The sequence below is a fragment of the Bradyrhizobium neotropicale genome (assembly GCF_001641695.1).
In the GTDB taxonomy this organism is placed as follows: Bacteria; Pseudomonadota; Alphaproteobacteria; order Rhizobiales; family Xanthobacteraceae; genus Bradyrhizobium; species Bradyrhizobium neotropicale.
On the sequence record NZ_LSEF01000024.1, the window covers coordinates 24,396 to 40,173 of the forward strand.

A 15,778-nucleotide genomic window follows, 5' to 3' on the forward strand; every position below is an offset into this window, starting at 1 on the left:
AGAAAACGCCCGGCCAAGCCGGGCGTTTTTGCGTGGAAGGTTCGGCTTACTCGCCGCCGCCGAAGCGGCGCGACCACCAGCCGGCGCGACGCGGCGCGGCCGGCGTTTCGCCTGCCTCTTGCGGCGCGGGTTCCGGAGCAGGAGCGGGCGGAGCAACCGGCTCGGTTGCCTGCGCAACCGGTGTTGCCGGCTCGGGCTGGCTGTTGAGCATGAAGCTCACCTTTTCCCGGACCGTGGAGCGGCGTCGCGCGGCCTTGTCGTCGGCGGCTGGCTCGTCCGTTGTGGCAGAGGCCGGTTCGGGTTGGGCTGGCGCTTCTGCCTCCACCTCATGGCGCGGCTCGGGCTGCGCGACCTGCAGCTCGGCGCTTGCCTCGACGGGTTCCGTATCCGCGATCGAAGGCGCGTCTTCGCGGCTGTCGAAGTCGGCAACTGCGTCGCTCACTTCCGAGGGCAGATTGGCGTTCAGTTCGTCGCTGATCGAACCGGCGAGACCTTCCTCGCCGCCGGCACCACGCCGACGGCGTCCGCCGCGGCGACCGCGCCGGCGCCGGCGTTCGCCGCCGCCCTGCTGTTCGCCGCGAGCCTGCTGTTCCTCGGCCTCGTCGCCGTCCTGTTCGGTGGCCTCAGCGTCTTCGTCCGCCTCGCCTGCTATCACGGCTGCATCGGGCAGGGTTGGCGCGCTGTCCTCGCGAAGCTCGCCCTCGCGCTGGCCACCGCGGCCGCGCCGACGCCGGCGGCGCCGGCGACGCTGGCCGTCCTGTTCGGGCGAGGCTTCGCCGGCGGCCTCTTCGGCAAGACCTTCGGTCTCTTCGCTCTCGACCTCGGATTCGAGCTCCGAATCGAACTCCTCCTCGTCATAGGCCTCTTCAGCCATGGGCGGCGGGCTTGCCGCTGCCTGCGCCGCGAGCAGCGCCTTGGCGGCTTCCAGCGTATGCACCTGCTCGCCGCGGTCGATGACGTAGGCCTGCGGACCGCTGACGCTCGCGTCGGCGATGACCGACAGCGTGACCTTGAAGCTGTTCTCGAGGTCGCGCAGATGGCCGCGCTTGTGATTGAGCACGTAGAGCGCGACGTCGGTGCGGGTGCGGACCACGAGATTGTGGGTCGCGCCTTTCATCAGGATCTCTTCGAGGCCGCGCAGGAGCTGGAGCGCAACCGAGGACACCGAGCGGACATGGCCGGTGCCGCCGCAATGCGGGCAGGGATCCGTCGAGGATTCCAGCACGCTGGCGCGGATGCGCTGGCGTGACATCTCCAGAAGGCCGAAATGCGAGATGCGCCCGACCTGGATGCGCGCGCGGTCCTGCCGGAGGCAATCGGACAGCTTGCGCTCGACCGCACGATTGTTGCGCTTCTCGTCCATGTCGATGAAGTCGATGACGATCAGGCCGGCGAGGTCGCGCAGGCGAAGCTGGCGGGCGACCTCTTCGGCCGCTTCCAGATTGGTCTTGAGCGCGGTGTCCTCGATATGATGCTCGCGCGTCGAGCGGCCGGAGTTCACGTCGATCGAGACCAGCGCCTCGGTCTGGTTGATCACGATGTAGCCGCCGGAGCGCAATTGCACGGTCGGCGAGAACATCGCGTCGAGCTGGCTCTCGACGCCCATGCGCGAGAACAGCGGCTGGCCGTCGCGATACTGCTTCACCGCGCTGACATTGGCCGGCATCAGCATCTTCATGAAGTCGCGTGCTTCGCGGTAGCCGGACTCGCCCGCCACCTGAATCTCGTCGATCTCCTTGTTGTAGAGGTCGCGCAGCGAGCGCTTGATCAGCGAGCCTTCCTCGTAGACGAGGGTCGGCGCCTGCGACCGCAGCGTCAGGTCGCGCACCGTCTCCCACATCCGGATCAGATATTCGAAATCGCGCTTGATCTCGGGCTTGGTGCGGGAGGCACCGGCGGTCCGCAGGATGATGCCCATGCCCTCGGGCACGTCGAGGTCCTGCACCACTTCCTTCAGGCGCGAGCGATCCTGCGCACTGGTGATCTTGCGGCTGATGCCGCCGCCGCGCGCGGTGTTCGGCATCAGGACGGCATAGCGGCCGGCGAGCGACAGATAGGTCGTCAGCGCCGCGCCCTTGTTGCCGCGCTCTTCCTTGACCACCTGCACCAGCATCACCTGGCGGCGCTTGATGACTTCCTGGATCTTGTACTGGCGGCGCGGGCGGAAGGTGCGCTCCGGCACTTCCTCGAGCACGTCGTCGCCGCCGACGGATTCGACGACTTCCTCTTCGGCTTCCTCACCGTCTTCGCCATCCTCGGCGTCGTCATCATTGGCCGGCTCGGCATGCGGCGTCTCGGCGCTCTCACCGGCCGCATAAACGGCGTCCGCCGGCTCGACGGCGGCGGTCACGGCTTCGGCCAGGGCCTCAGCGTGTGCTTCGCCCGCCGGCACTTCGGCCGCGATCGTTTCCCGCGGCTGCTCGGCGGTGAATTCGCTGGCGACAACCGGCTCGGCTCCCACGGCTGCGACGGGCGCCTCGTCGTCATGATGGTGGTCGTGCGCGTGATGATCGTGCTCGTCCGTGTGGTCATGGTCATCGTGATCATGCGCGTGATGCTCATCATCATGGTCGTGATGATGATCGTCGTGCCCATGCTCGTCGTGATCGTGGTCATGGTCATGCGCCTCGAACGCGCCGTGCTCGCCCTCGTGCGGGACGCCCTCGGCGTGCTCCGGCAGCGCCTCGCCTGCGAGCGGCTGGGCGGCGGGATCGCTGCCTGCCTCGAGGCCCTCAACGATGTCGCTCTGTACGCGCTCGCCATGACCGCGGCGGCGCGCATTGCGATGGCGCGAGCGGCGGCGGCCGTGCGAACGGTTCTCGTTTTCCTCCTCGGCTTCGCGATGGGCCTGCTCCTCGGCCTCGATCAGCGCCTGCCGGTCGGCAACCGGGATCTGGTAGTAGTCGGGATGAATTTCGCTGAAGGCGAGGAAGCCGTGGCGGTTGCCACCATATTCGACGAAAGCGGCCTGGAGCGAGGGTTCGACCCGGGTGACCTTGGCGAGATAGATGTTCCCGCGCAGTTGCTTGCGTTGCGCAGTCTCGAAATCAAACTCTTCGACGCGATTGCCGCGGACCACAACGACCCGGGTCTCTTCCGGGTGGGTGGCATCGATCAACATCTTGTTGGGCATGTCTTAACTCTTGGCGGCGGCGGGCGCGATTCACCGTGGGCGCGAATCGCGCCGCCGGGTGACGCGACGGTCCACCTGATTCGGGGGTGAGGGGAAGGCCGAAACGTCCTCTCTCGCGCCGTGCCGAACGTGAGGCTGGAGGCCCAAAGCGGCGCGCGGGCGTTTGGCTCCGCAGCGTCGCGAATGGTCCTTCAGATTTCGTCGGCACAGTCTGGCGCATCAAGCGTCGGCCCGTATGAAAACTCGGGCGGCGAGACCGCCCCTTGATCAGTTGCTGCTGGCCAGGTCTGGCGCGAGAACGCGCGTCCTGAGGATCACAACCGCTCCCTTGGGATTAAGGGATCGGGTAACGAGGTTACGTCGCTGTCAGAACTGTCCGTGGAACGCGAGAGGTAACCCAGGACCGCCTGCCGCCGGGGCTCGACCCCGTTCCACCTCGTTGCCGCGCGCCGCGCTGGCCTCAAAGGGGGACGGAAAACGCTGGAATTCCCAAAACTTGGGAGCTCCGGCGCTGCACCGGGCGACTGAATGCGACACAACCGAAAATATTGGCCGTCAGCAATCTGTACATACGAGGAATGGGCCATCCGTGCAAGGGAGCGTCGCAAGCCGGTCACAGTCGCCGAGTTTCGCGTTCTTCGTCATTAAGTCCTGATTAACCCTGCGGTTCTATTGCGATAAGGAAGCTGCTCGGAGGCACGGAATTCGGTGGCGGGCCGCGCAAATCAAAGGGTTTTGCTGGCGTGCGCGCTGTTGTGCGCCGCAGTATTTCCGTGCGCCGATTCCTCCCGTCTGAGTGCCGCCGAGAGCCAGCCGCAACCCGCTGTTGCGACGGCGAATTTCCCGATTGCCTCGGGCGCCCGGCTGGCCGGCGATGCCAAGCAGACCCGGTTCATCCTCGACCTCGACCAGACCGTCACCTTCCGCGCCTTCACCCTGGCCGACCCGTACCGAGTCGTCGTCGACGTCCCCCAGATCAATTTTCAGCTGCCGGCCGGCACGGGTGGCGGCGGGCGGGGGCTGGTCAAAGCCTTCCGCTACGGGCTCGTAATGCCGGGCGGGTCGCGAATCGTGTTCGACCTCGCGGGACCCGCCAAGATCACCAACTCCTACGTGCTCGAGGCGGCTAATGGCCAGCCGGCCCGGCTCGTGCTCGAGCTGGAGGAGGTTGATCGCACCGCCTTCGTGCAATCGCAGAGCCCGGACAGCCGGCCCGAATTGCGGCCCGCGATCGCCGACGCGCCGCCCGCGACCGTTCCTGCCGCGGCTGCGCCCCCGGACACGGCACAACAGAAGCCGGCGGACGGGCGCGCCGTGGTGGTGATCGATCCCGGCCATGGCGGCATCGACAACGGAACGCAATCGAGCGGCGAGAGCGAAAAGAACCTTGTGCTGGCGTTCGGGCTGGCGCTGCGGGACCGGCTGGAAAAGAGCGGAAAATACCGCGTGGTGATGACGCGGGACGACGACACCTTCATCCCGCTCAACGACCGGGTCAAAATTGCCCGCGGGCTCAAGGCCGCGCTGTTCGTGTCGATCCACGCAGACGCGCTGCCACGCGCCGAGGGCGATGCCCAGGGCGCGACGATCTACACGCTGTCCGACAAGGCCTCGGACGCCGAGGCCCAGCGTCTGGCGGACGCTGAAAACCGGGCGGACGCGATCGCCGGCTTCAACCTCGCGGAGGAGCCGACTGACGTTGCGGACATCCTGATCGATCTCACCCAGCGGGAAACACGCACGTTTTCAAACCGTTTTGCCCGATTTCTGATGGGCGAAATGAAGTCGACGGTGCGGATGCACAAGCATCCGCTCAAGTCTGCCGGATTCCGGGTGCTGAAGGCGCCCGACGTGCCGTCGGTGCTGGTCGAGATCGGTTATGTCTCCAACAAGGGCGATCTCGATCACCTCGTCTCCGAGGGCTGGCGGTCCCGCGCCGTGGGCTCGATGGCGCAGGCCATTGACGGGTTTCTGGCCAAGCGGATGGCCGCGGGGGCAGGGAATTGAAGAGGGGAAGTTTCGACCGCGCTGTTAAGCCCTAGTTTGGCCACAGCGGGCGCTTTATAAAAACGTGGCAGGGGGTTCCGGAATCGACGAGAATCCCGCTCGGCTAGCGTCTTTCGGTCCGGCGCCGATGTATTTGAGTAGGCCGGTGAATTCGCGACGTGAGGATGGCGCCTGTTGGCGGCGCCAAGGGCTGATCCAGGATTGAACGGATAAACAGATAATGCGCTTGCTGGTGCGGTTCATGGGCTTCCTGTTCGCCGCGGGAACGGTGTTGTTCCTTGTTGGTGTCGGTGCCGTGGCAGGCCTGATCTGGCATTTCTCCAAGGACTTGCCCGATTACTCTCAGCTTCAGGATTACGAACCGCCGGTGATGACCCGCGTGCACGCGGTCGACGGCTCGCTGCTCGGCGAATACGCCAAGGAGCGGCGGCTGTATCTGCCGATCCAGGCAGTGCCGAAGCTCGTGATCAACGCGTTCCTGGCGGCCGAGGACAAGAATTTCTACGAGCATGGCGGCATCGACTACACAGGCATGGCGCGCGCCGGATTGCTCTATCTCCAGAACTACGGCTCCAACCGGCGTCCGCAGGGCGCCTCCACGATTACCCAGCAGGTCGCCAAGAACTTCCTCCTGACCAACGAGGTCTCGTTCGCGCGCAAGATCAAGGAAGCCTTGCTGGCGATGCGGATCGAGAAGACCTACTCCAAGGACAAGATCCTCGAGCTGTACCTGAACGAAATCTATCTCGGCCTCGGTGCCTACGGCATCGCGGCGGCTTCGCTGGTTTATTTCGACAAATCGGTGAACGAGCTCACGATCTCCGAAGCCGCTTATCTTGCGGCGCTGCCGAAGATGCCGGCGACGCTGCACCCGGTGCGTAACCGCGACCGCGCCATCGAGCGCCGCAATTACGTGATCGACCGTCTCCAGGAGAACGGCTGGATCAAGCAGGCCGATGCCGACAAGGCGCGCAAGGAGCCGCTGGCCGTCACCAACCGTTCCAACGGCGCCCACACCTTCGCCGGCGAATATTTCGCCGAGGAAGTCCGCCGCGACATCTTCGAGCGCTATGGCGAGAAGAAGCTCTACGAGGGCGGCCTCTCGGTCCGCACCACGCTCGATCCGAAGATCCAGGTCATGGCGCGCAAGACCATGGTCTCGGGCCTCGTGAACTATGACGAGCAGCAGGGCTATCGCGGCGCCATGAGCAAGCTCGACATTTCGGGCGATTGGGGCGTGAAGCTCGCCGAGATCAAGTCGCTCTCCGACATCTCGCCCTGGCGCATGGCGGTGGTGCTGGAAACCAGCGACCAGTCGGCGCGCATCGGCTTCCAGCCGAATCGCGAGCTCGGCGGCGCCGTGAGCAAGCAGCGCGAGACCGGCATCGTCACGCTCGACGGCGTACGCTGGGCGCGGGCCGCGCAGGGCGCCGCGAAGGGCAAGACGCCGACGGCGGTGTCCCAGGTGCTGCAGCCCGGTGACGTGATCTATGCCGATCCGCTCTACACCAAGGAGGGACAACCCGTCGAAGGCCAGTACCGGCTGCGGCAGATCCCCGAAGTGTCCGGCGCGATGGTGGTGATGGACCCGTGGACCGGTCGCGTGCTCGCGATGGTCGGTGGCTTCTCGTTCGACCAGAGCCAGTTCAACCGTGCCACGCAGGCCTACCGGCAGCCAGGTTCGTCGTTCAAGCCGATCGTCTACTCGGCCGCGCTCGACAACGGCTATACGCCGTCGACGGTCGTGCTCGACGCGCCGATCGAAATCGACCAGGGGCAGGGCGCCGGCGTCTGGCGGCCTGAAAACTTCTCGTCGAACAAATATCAGGGGCCGGTGACGCTACGTAACGCGCTGCGGCAATCGCTCAACACCGTGACGGTGCGCCTTGCGCAGGACATCGGCATGCCGCTGATCGGCGAATATGCCCGCCGCTTCGGCGTCTATGACGAGTTGCCGAACTATCTCTCTTACGCGCTCGGCGCCGGCGAGACGACGGCGATGCGCATGGTCACCGCTTATTCGATGCTCGCCAATGGCGGCCGCCGCGTGAAGCCGACGCTGATCGACCGCATCCAGGACCGCTATGGCCACACCATCTTCAAGCACGACCAGCGCGAATGCCGTGGCTGCGAGGCGCCGGGGGGCTGGAAGAACCAGAACGAGCCGCAGCTGATCGACCGCCGCGAGCAGGTGCTGGATTCCATGACCGCGTATCAGATCACCGAGCTGATGGAAGGCGTCGTGCAGGCCGGTACCGCGACCGTCGTCAAGGAGGTCGGCAAGCCGATCGCCGGCAAGACCGGCACCACCAACGAGGCCAAGGACGCCTGGTTTGTCGGCTTCTCGCCCGACGTCGCCGTGGCGATCTACATGGGTTACGACAAGCCGCGTCCGCTCGGCAAAGGCAACGCTGCGACCGGCGGCCATCTGGCAGCTCCGATCGCGCGCGACTTCCTGAAGCTCGCGCTCGCCGACAAGCCCGCGGTTCCATTCAAGGTGCCGGCCGGCATCAAGCTGGTCCGCGTCGTCGCCAAGACCGGCATGCGCGCGGGTCCCGGTGAGACCGGCGGAACCATCCTCGAAGCCTTCAAGCCGGGCACCGCGCCGCCGGATAACTACTCCGTCATCGGCGTTGCCGACGCCGACGGGCGCGTGCCGCAGCAGCCGCCGCCGGATTCCGGCTTCTTCATGCGTCCGGGCACCGGCGGGCTGTACTAGGCCTGGAATAAGACCCGCGATCCAAAGCTCCGGCGGTTGCGCTTTGCAGCCGCCGCCGCTACATCCCCATCTGCGCGATGACTTATCGCGCTTTATTTTTTGTTTGCGCATGATCTTTTCGGGAAATCGCTGCACACTTTCCCGGATCATGCGCCAGCACGCGGGAACAATTCCGCGAGACCAGAGAGCGACATGCGCGCCGAAATCGAACGGTTGGTAGAAGAGATCAAGCAGTCAGTCGGGCTGCTGAGGAGGCATCTTTGACGTCGAGAAATCGACGGCGCGCCTCGCTGAGCTGAACAAGCTCGCAGAAGATCCCAACCTCTGGAACGATCCCCAGAAAGCCCAGAAACTGATGCAGGAGCGCACCTCGCTGGAGGATGCGCTGTCGGGCATCGGCAAGGTCGAGCAGGAGCTCGAAGACGACGTCGGCATGATCGAGCTCGGCGAGGCCGAGGGCGATGAAGGCGTCGTGGCCGAGGCCGAAGCTGCGCTGAAGAACCTGAAGAAGGAAGTGGCGCGGCGCGAGCTCGAGGCGTTGCTCTCGGGCGAGGCCGACCGCTTCGATTCCTATCTCGAAGTCCACGCCGGCGCCGGCGGCACCGAGAGCCAGGACTGGGCGCAGATGCTGCTCCGCATGTACACGCGCTGGGCCGAAACCCACGGCTTCAAGGTCGAGGTGCTCGAAGAGTCCGACGGCGAAGAGGCTGGCATCAAGTCCGCGACCATCCAGGTCTCCGGCCACAACGCTTATGGCTGGCTGAAGACGGAGGCCGGCGTGCACCGCCTCGTGCGCATCTCGCCGTTCGATTCCAACGCGCGCCGGCACACCTCGTTCTCGAGCGTTCAGGTGTTCCCGGTCATCGACGACAGCATCAAGATCGACATCAAGGAATCCGACGTCCGCGTCGATACCATGCGTTCGGGCGGCGCCGGCGGCCAGCACGTCAACAAGACCGAATCGGCGGTGCGCCTGACGCATATCCCGTCCGGCATCGCCGTGGTCTGCCAGGCCGGCCGCTCCCAGCACAAGAACCGGGCGCAGGCCTGGGACATGCTGCGCGCGCGGCTGTACGAGATCGAGCTGAAGAAGCGCGAGGAGAAGGCCGCCGCCGACCAGGCCGCCAAGACCGATATCGGCTGGGGCCACCAGATCCGCTCCTACGTGCTGCAGCCCTATCAGATGGTGAAGGATTTGCGCACGGGCGTGCAGACCTCCGACACCTCGGGCGTGCTTGGCGGCGACCTCGACGAGTTCATGGCCGCGACGCTGGCGCAGCGTGCCTTCGGCACCACGGCCGGCGAGATCGAGGACGTGGACTAGCCATGCCCCGCGTCGCCTTCATCGGACTGGGGCGAATGGGCCATGGCATGGCTGGCCGCTATCTCGATGCCGGCTTCACGGTGACGCTCTGGAATCGCAGCAAGGCGAAAGCCGAAGACCTGATCGCGCGCGGCGCGCATTGGGCGACTTCGCCGGAGGACGCCGCGATCGATGCCGATGCCGTGGTGACCATGGTCGCCGACGACGAAGCCTCGCGCGCGATCTGGCTCGGCCCCAAGGGCGCGGCCAAGACGGCGAAGGCCGGCACGATCGCGATCGAATGCTCCACGGTCTCGTACGATCATGCGCGCGAGATGGCTCGCGAGCTCAACGGCCGCGGCCTCATCTACATCGATTGTCCGGTGACGGGATTGCCGGATGCGGCAGCTAGTGGAAAGCTGACACTGCTGGTCGGTGCTGACCCCGCCGATCTCGAACGTGCGCAGCCTTATCTCGCGCCGATCGGTTCGACCATCCGCCATTTCGGCGCGGTCGGCTCCGGCACGGTCTACAAGCTCATCAACAATCTCATGGGCGCGATCCAGATCGCAGGCCTCGCCGAAGGGCTCGCGATCGCCGAGCAGGCCGGGCTCGACATGAATCTCGTGCTGGAGTCGATCCAGGCCGGCGTCGCCGCCAGTCCCCAGGTGCAGCGCCACTCCAAGCGCATGGTCGCCCGCGACTTCAGCGGCGCGACCTTCACCTCGGCGCTGCGGCACAAGGATGCCGCCTACGCCGTGAAGCTTGCCGAAACTCTGCTGGCGGGCAAGCCGTTGGTCGCGCGCGCCGCCGTCGAGTCCTACGCGCGAGCGAAAGCCGCGATGCCGGACGACGATGAAGGCAGGATGATCGAACTGGTCTCGCAACCGAAGACGAAGACCTCCTAGCCGGTCGAGGTGACATGGGGCAGCCACGGTCGGAACGCGGTCTTGGCATTGCCCTCGTCGTCGCCGCCGCAATTGCCTGGAGCACGGCGCCGTTCTTCACGCGCCTGCTCCCCTTCGATCCCTGGACCATCCTGTTCTGGCGCGGGCTGTTCGGCGGCTGCCTGATCGTGGTGTTTCTTGTGCTGCTGCAGGGGCGTGGCGGGCTGCGCCAGCTGGTGGCACCGGGACGGGGCGGCTGGCTCGTCGCGTCATTGTCGACGCTCGGCATGATCTCGTTCATCCCCGCGCTTCAGATGACCAAGGTGATGAACGTGGCGGTTCTGATCGCCACGCAACCGTTCGTCGCGGCCGCGCTGGCGTGGCTGTGGCTCGGCGAAGCCGCGAAATGGCGCACGCTGATCGCGAGCCTGGTCGCCCTTGCCGGCGTGGTCATCACAGTCGGCGGTATCGAAGCCGCCGCTGACATCAGTGGAGTTGCCCTCGGCTGCGTGATGGTGCTCGCCATATCCGCCATGACGGTCGTCATTCGGCGACACCGGGAGACGTCGATGGTGGCCGCGGCCGCGCTGTCGAATTTCCTGGGAAGTCTCGTCAGCCTGCCGTTCGCCCGTGACATCGCCCATGTCGGCGGCAACAACCTTGCGATTCTCGCGATGTTTGGCTGCTTTCAGGTCGCGCTCGGCCTGACGTTCTACATGCTCGGCTCGCGCTTCCTGCCCTCGAGCCAGGCCTCCCTGATCGCGACACTGGAAACGCCGCTGATGCCGTTCTGGGTGTGGGTTGCCTTCAGCGAAGTGCCTGCCGTCCATGCGCTGATCGGGGGAGCGTTGGTGATCGGAGCGGTTGTCGCCGATATCGCCGGAGATGCGCGGAAGTGATCGCAGCGCAGTGCTCGTGATTGACGGGCGCGTGCTGAGGCTGTCGCGGACGCTCGCGTAAGTTCTCAATCCTGGTGGGCCCTTGAGCCGCGCCGTTTCACCCCGCGGAAAATCGAACCGCTTGCCAGCCTGACGCCTCCTTGCGACACTCTCTGCAAAACAAGACTACAAAACAGGGAGAGAACGATGCCGGGTCGTTGCGAAAGCCTTGCTGCCCTCGCCATGCTTGTTGCCGGAGTGCTCGCCACGACACCGGCCTCGGCGCAGAAGAAATACGACCCCGGCGCCAGCGACACCGAAATCAAGATCGGCAACATCATGCCCTATAGCGGGCCGGCGTCCTCCTATGGCGTGATCGGCAAGACCGAGGCCGCGTTCTTTGGGATGATCAACGATCAGGGCGGAATCAACGGACGCAAGATCAACTTCATCAGCTACGACGACGCCTATTCTCCGCCGAAGGCGATCGAGCAGGCGCGCAAGCTCGTCGAGAGCGACGAGGTGCTGCTGATCTTCCAGTCGCTCGGCACGCCCTCGAATTCCGCGATCATGAAGTACATGAACGCCAAGAAAGTGCCGCAGCTCTTCGTTGCATCCGGCGGCACCAAGTTCGGAGACCCGAAGAACTTCCCCTGGACCATGGGATTCCAGCCCAACTACCAGAGCGAGGGGCGGATCTACGCAAAGTACATTCGCGACAACTTCCCGAACGGCAAGATCGCGGTGTTCTGGCAGAACGACGATGCAGGCAAGGACCAGTTCAAGGGCCTGAAGGACGGGCTCGGCGACAAGGCGAGCATGATCATCGCCGACAAGTCCTACGAAGTGAGCGATCCCTCGATCGACTCGCAGATCGTCGCCCTGCACGATTCCGGCGCCGACATCTTCTTCTCTTGGGCTGCGCCAAAAGGCTCGGCGCAAGCGATCCGGAAGGTCGGCGAGCTCGGCTGGAAACCGAAGTTCTTCCTCGCCAACACCGCGACCTCGGTTGCCTCGGTGCTGAAGCCCGCCGGGCTCGAATATTCCAAGGACATCATCTCGACGGTCTATCTGAAAGACCCGACCGATCCGACCTGGGACAAGGATCCCGCGGTGGTGAAATGGCGGGAATTCATGGACAAGTACTATCCCGAGGGCGACAAGGCCAATGCCAACAATATCTACGGCTATGTCCAGGCCGAGGCGATGGTGCAGGTCCTGAAGCAGTGCGGCGACAATCTCACCCGCGAGAACGTCATGAAGCAGGCCGCCAACCTGAAGAACTTCCACACCGATCTGATGCTGCCGGGCATCATGGTCAACACCTCGCCGGACGATTATTTCCCGATCGAGCAGATGCAGCTGATGCGCTTCAACGGGCAGGCCTGGGAGCTGTTCGGCGACGTCATCACCGGCGAGGTCGGGCACGAACGCAGCCAGTAGTCACCATGCGGCGTTGTTTCCGCGTTCGGCATTGGCGCGCAGCGACATGCCGCCGGCAACGCCGATGCCGAGGACATACATCCAGCCCTCGTGGAAATCGAACAGATGCGAGTTCAGAAGCGAGCTCGCGATGTTCTGCACGACGATAACGAGGCCGATCCAAGCCGCAAGACCTTCGCCCGTGAACAGGCGAAGGTGGGCCAACCACATCGCGTAGAGCAGGGCGACGCCGATCAGGCCCCACTGCACGGCGACATTGAGGGTCTGGTTGTGGGGATTACTGACGATCTCTGCGCCGAGGCCGCTCGCGCCCACCGCGGCGCGCTCGAACTGCCGCTTGATCGAGCCCGTGCCGTGCCCGAAAAGCGGCGCCTCGATGAAGGCGAGGGTCGACTTGCGCCAATAGGTCAGGCGCTGCGCGGTCGAGGCGCGGCTGATGTCCTCATGGCCGTGCTGATACTCGACATAAATGTCGGTGATGCGCTGGCGCAGATAAGGCGAGGCCGTCCAGGCCAGCGCGCTAGCGGCAACGGCGCCCGCGAGCAGGAACAGCGCTGCGCGGCGGCTGAGGTGGCGCCAGGCGAACAGAACCAGCAGGACCGCGATGCAGACCAGCGCCGTGCGCGCCGAGGCAACGAAGACCATGTTGGTGAGGAACAACAGGATTAGCGCAAGGCAGGTGAGCATTGCGGCGACCTGCCGCGCGCGCCAGAAGCCCAGCGCGGGCAGCGCGAGTGCAAAGGCGCAGAGGGTGAACTCCTGGCTCTGGTCAATGTAGTTCTTGACGGGAACGCCGGCCGACGCGGTCACAGTGATCTTCCAGGCAGGATGGAGCAGCACCAGCCAGGAGAAGATCGCGAGCAGCGCGCAGGAGCCGAGAAAAGCAAGAAAAACCCACGTGCCGCGCTCCGATCGCCTGAAGTGATAGAGCAGCGGCGGGATCAGCACGAGCTTTGCCACCGGCTTGATCGCATGCAGCCGGTCCGCCCATGCGCCATCCGACCAGAGCGTGCCGACGACGGCGAGCAGCAGGAAGGCAAAGGGCAGGGCGAAGGCAGGCTTGGCGAGACTGCGCGCGTAGTCGCGCCAGTCGATCGTCGGCGTCACCGCAAGCAGCCAGAGTCCGGTGAAGATCGCCGGCACCGTGGTCGACCAGGGCAGCGAGGCCGCGATGAGGGCGGCGAGGAAATCAGCGGTTCGGACCAGCGAGGTCTGGTCCCTCCGGGCCGGCCATCGCCGGGGTGCGGCCGGGCCGGACCATGCCGCGGGTTCGGCTGTCATGACGAAGTGCTATTGCGCAGCCATCAGGCTTTCCGCGGGCACGTATTGGCCGAGGAAGTCGCGCGCCTGGGTCTGGTAGCCGAATCGCTCCGCAAGCTCGCCGCGCCGTGCCTTGATTCTGCCGCGGCACTCTTCCTGTCGCGCCAGCACGCGGGTGACGGAGGCGGCGATCGCATCGGTCGAGAACGGATCGAAATAATCGGCGAGCTCGCCCGCGACCTCGCGGAACACGGCGATATCGGAGCACAGCACCGGCGTGTTCGCTGCCAGCGCCTCGATAATCGGCACGCCAAATCCTTCCGCGAAGCTCGGCATGATCAGGCCGTGCGACTCGGCAATCAGGGCGGCCTTCTCGTGCTCGTCGACATAGCCGGCGAAGCGAATGTTGGGCGGGAGGTTGCGCATCCGGCTGATGTGGCCGGCAAGGCCGATCACCACGAGATCGGCCTGCGGCACGTTGCAGAAGGCACGAATGACAGTGGCGACGTTCTTGCGCGGCTCGTTCGAGACGATCACAACGAAGCTCGGCCGCCCCGGACGCCCCGACGGGGCTGGTCGGTGCAGGACATCCGGGGCGTCGAACCGGGTGCGGGGATACACGACCCGCGCCGGTAGGTGCGCAAATTGCGGCAACAGTTCCCTGAACCGCATCATGCTGTAGTTTGAAACGAAGGCGAGCTCGTCGGCCTGACGCAGGCTGGTGAGGAGCCGCGACAGGAACAGCCGCGTTGCGACGTCGCTGAGCTTGAGGTCGGTCAGCGGCAACAGGTCGTGGACCACGCAGATCACCTTGGCACCTGGCCTGCGCTTGATCGCGACGCGGGTCGGCGTATCCACGACGATGACGTCATAGCCGCGCGCGTCGATCCGCGGCGGCGGCAGCAGAAAGAAGGCCGAGGAGTCCTGGTAGCTGTAGAACCCGGGCTCGAGCTGGAAGTCGCGGAACAGCTCGAGGTGACGCAGATCCGGCGGAATGTATTCAAGCGCCGCGGTCCGGTTCTCGATCAGGCGCGAGCCGAGGCCGCGGACGCCGATCGCGCGCAGGAAGCAGATCGTGTACTCCCACGACACCGACATGGTGAGGCGGTGCCTGAACCAGTCGAGCGTGCGGCGCAGGCCGCCGCGCGTCACCGGCTCGCTCATGTTGACCTCGTCGAGGAAGCGGTAGAGGGCGAGCAGCTCGATGTTGCGCGACTGCGTCGGAAAGAGCCGCGTCCGCCGCTCGCGGCGGCGCAGCTTGCGATAGCGCCGCGTGGTCTCGACCAGCAGCGTGAGCTCATGGCCTTCGGCCGCGAGCGAACGCATCAGCTCGCGCGTGAAGTGGAAGATGCCGCGCTTGTGGTTGGGCTCGCCGAGCGCTTCGGAGACGACAAGGATATTCTGCTTCATGCGCGTTTCTCGCGGAGCTCAATGGGGGGCGTGGATGTCGGCTCGACCACGGCGGTCGAGGCGATGCGGCCATGATCAAGGTTGATGATCCTGGTGCAGGTGCGACGCAGCAGCGGCTGGTCGTGCGAGGCGATGATCACGATCGCGGCCTGCGAGACCAGGTTGAGGAGCCGCCGCTGCGCCTTTTCGGCGAAATGCTCGTCGACCACGCTCAGCCATTCGTCGAGCAGGAGGATGTCGGCCGGGAAGGCGGTGGCGGTCGCAAACAGCACGCGCATCAGCATGCCCGAGGAGAACATCCGCAGCGGCAGGCGCTGCATGCGCTCCTCGAGCTCGGTGAAGGCCCAGATCTCGTCGATCACGGCGCGGCTCGGCTTGCGTCCGCTGATCCGCAGCAGGAGCGCGATGTTGTCCTCCGCCACGAAATCCAGATTGACGCCGGCGTTGAGGCCGAGCAGGGGCACGATGTTGCCCTTGATCGCGACGTTGCCGCTGCTCGGCGGATAGACGCCGGCGATGAGGCGCAGCAGCGTCGACTTGCCGGAGCCGTTGGGGCCGGCGAGGCCGATCCGGGCGCCGGCTGCCGCCTCGATCGAGACATTGTCGACGGCACGGATGATCCGCATCTCGCCTTGTTCGCGGATGAGGTGGCCGAGCAGCCGTCGCTTCAGCGAGTAGTCGTAGGCGCCGTAGAGCGGGTAGTCGAGACAGACATTGCGCAGACTGATCGAGACCATG

At 65.4% G+C, this 15,778-nt stretch carries 10 protein-coding genes; 6 read left to right on the forward strand and 4 right to left on the reverse strand.

The genetic code is table 11. The annotated features are described in order from the left end of the window. Positions 1–46: 46 nt before the first annotated feature. A complete protein-coding gene (locus tag AXW67_RS03350; RefSeq protein WP_063676613.1) occupies positions 47–3,133 on the reverse strand; it encodes an Rne/Rng family ribonuclease in 3,087 nt (1,028 codons plus the stop codon). A gap of 708 nt (positions 3,134–3,841) precedes the next feature. Here AXW67_RS03350 and AXW67_RS03355 point away from each other — a divergent pair. The 6 genes from AXW67_RS03355 to AXW67_RS03380 all read left to right on the forward strand — a co-directional run bounded on the left by AXW67_RS03355 (position 3,842) and on the right by AXW67_RS03380 (position 12,370). Beyond that, positions 3,842–5,140 (forward strand): N-acetylmuramoyl-L-alanine amidase, encoded by a 1,299-nt coding sequence (locus AXW67_RS03355; RefSeq protein ID WP_063676615.1) that lies wholly within the window; start codon positions 3,842–3,844, stop codon positions 5,138–5,140. A 220-nt stretch (positions 5,141–5,360) separates the two neighbouring features. Further along, positions 5,361–7,859, forward strand: a complete 2,499-nt coding sequence (locus AXW67_RS03360; RefSeq protein WP_027553659.1) for a penicillin-binding protein 1A — start codon at positions 5,361–5,363, stop codon at positions 7,857–7,859. Between the two features lie 192 nt (positions 7,860–8,051). Then, positions 8,052–9,183 (forward strand): peptide chain release factor 2 gene (gene prfB / locus AXW67_RS03365; RefSeq protein WP_145927393.1). Its coding sequence is split into 2 segments (ribosomal slippage): positions 8,052–8,120 and positions 8,122–9,183, totalling 1,131 coding nucleotides; the frame shifts between segments, so codons are not numbered across the junction. Between the two features lie 2 nt (positions 9,184–9,185). After that, positions 9,186–10,070: an NAD(P)-dependent oxidoreductase gene (locus AXW67_RS03370; protein WP_063676617.1), complete on the forward strand. Its 885-nt coding sequence runs from the start codon at positions 9,186–9,188 to the stop codon at positions 10,068–10,070. A gap of 14 nt (positions 10,071–10,084) precedes the next feature. Next, on the forward strand, positions 10,085–10,948 hold the full coding sequence (locus AXW67_RS03375) for a DMT family transporter (RefSeq protein ID WP_063676619.1): 864 nt from the start codon (positions 10,085–10,087) through the stop codon (positions 10,946–10,948). Positions 10,949–11,134: 186 nt separating this feature from the next. Beyond that, positions 11,135–12,370, forward strand: coding sequence for an ABC transporter substrate-binding protein (locus tag AXW67_RS03380; protein WP_063676621.1), 1,236 nt, complete (start codon positions 11,135–11,137; stop codon positions 12,368–12,370). Here the strand turns inward: AXW67_RS03380 and AXW67_RS03385 are convergent, their stop codons facing one another. From AXW67_RS03385 to AXW67_RS03395, 3 genes are read right to left on the reverse strand one after another with little or no spacing between them, the layout of a single operon-like run. After that, on the reverse strand, positions 12,371–13,651 hold the full coding sequence (locus AXW67_RS03385) for an O-antigen ligase family protein (protein WP_063676623.1): 1,281 nt from the start codon (positions 13,649–13,651) through the stop codon (positions 12,371–12,373). A gap of 9 nt (positions 13,652–13,660) precedes the next feature. After that, positions 13,661–15,040: a glycosyltransferase family 4 protein gene (locus AXW67_RS03390; protein ID WP_063676625.1), complete on the reverse strand. Its 1,380-nt coding sequence runs from the start codon at positions 15,038–15,040 to the stop codon at positions 13,661–13,663. Beyond that, positions 15,037–15,777 (reverse strand): ABC transporter ATP-binding protein, encoded by a 741-nt coding sequence (locus AXW67_RS03395; RefSeq protein ID WP_063676627.1) that lies wholly within the window; start codon positions 15,775–15,777, stop codon positions 15,037–15,039. The genes AXW67_RS03390 and AXW67_RS03395 overlap by 4 nt, the downstream gene beginning before the upstream one ends. Position 15,778 lies beyond the last annotated feature (1 nt).

Coding starts and splice junctions, on each gene's coding strand:
- AXW67_RS03360 (WP_027553659.1), top strand. CDS start 5,361: ATGCGCTTGCTGGTGCGGTTCATGGGCTTCCTGTTCGCCGCGGGAACG.
- AXW67_RS03390 (WP_063676625.1), bottom strand. CDS start 15,040: ATGAAGCAGAATATCCTTGTCGTCTCCGAAGCGCTCGGCGAGCCCAAC.
- AXW67_RS03370 (WP_063676617.1), top strand. CDS start 9,186: ATGCCCCGCGTCGCCTTCATCGGACTGGGGCGAATGGGCCATGGCATG.
- AXW67_RS03380 (WP_063676621.1), top strand. CDS start 11,135: ATGCCGGGTCGTTGCGAAAGCCTTGCTGCCCTCGCCATGCTTGTTGCC.
- AXW67_RS03375 (WP_063676619.1), top strand. CDS start 10,085: ATGGGGCAGCCACGGTCGGAACGCGGTCTTGGCATTGCCCTCGTCGTC.
- AXW67_RS03395 (WP_063676627.1), bottom strand. CDS start 15,777: ATGGTCTCGATCAGTCTGCGCAATGTCTGTCTCGACTACCCGCTCTAC.
- AXW67_RS03350 (WP_063676613.1), bottom strand. CDS start 3,133: ATGCCCAACAAGATGTTGATCGATGCCACCCACCCGGAAGAGACCCGG.
- AXW67_RS03385 (WP_063676623.1), bottom strand. CDS start 13,651: ATGACAGCCGAACCCGCGGCATGGTCCGGCCCGGCCGCACCCCGGCGA.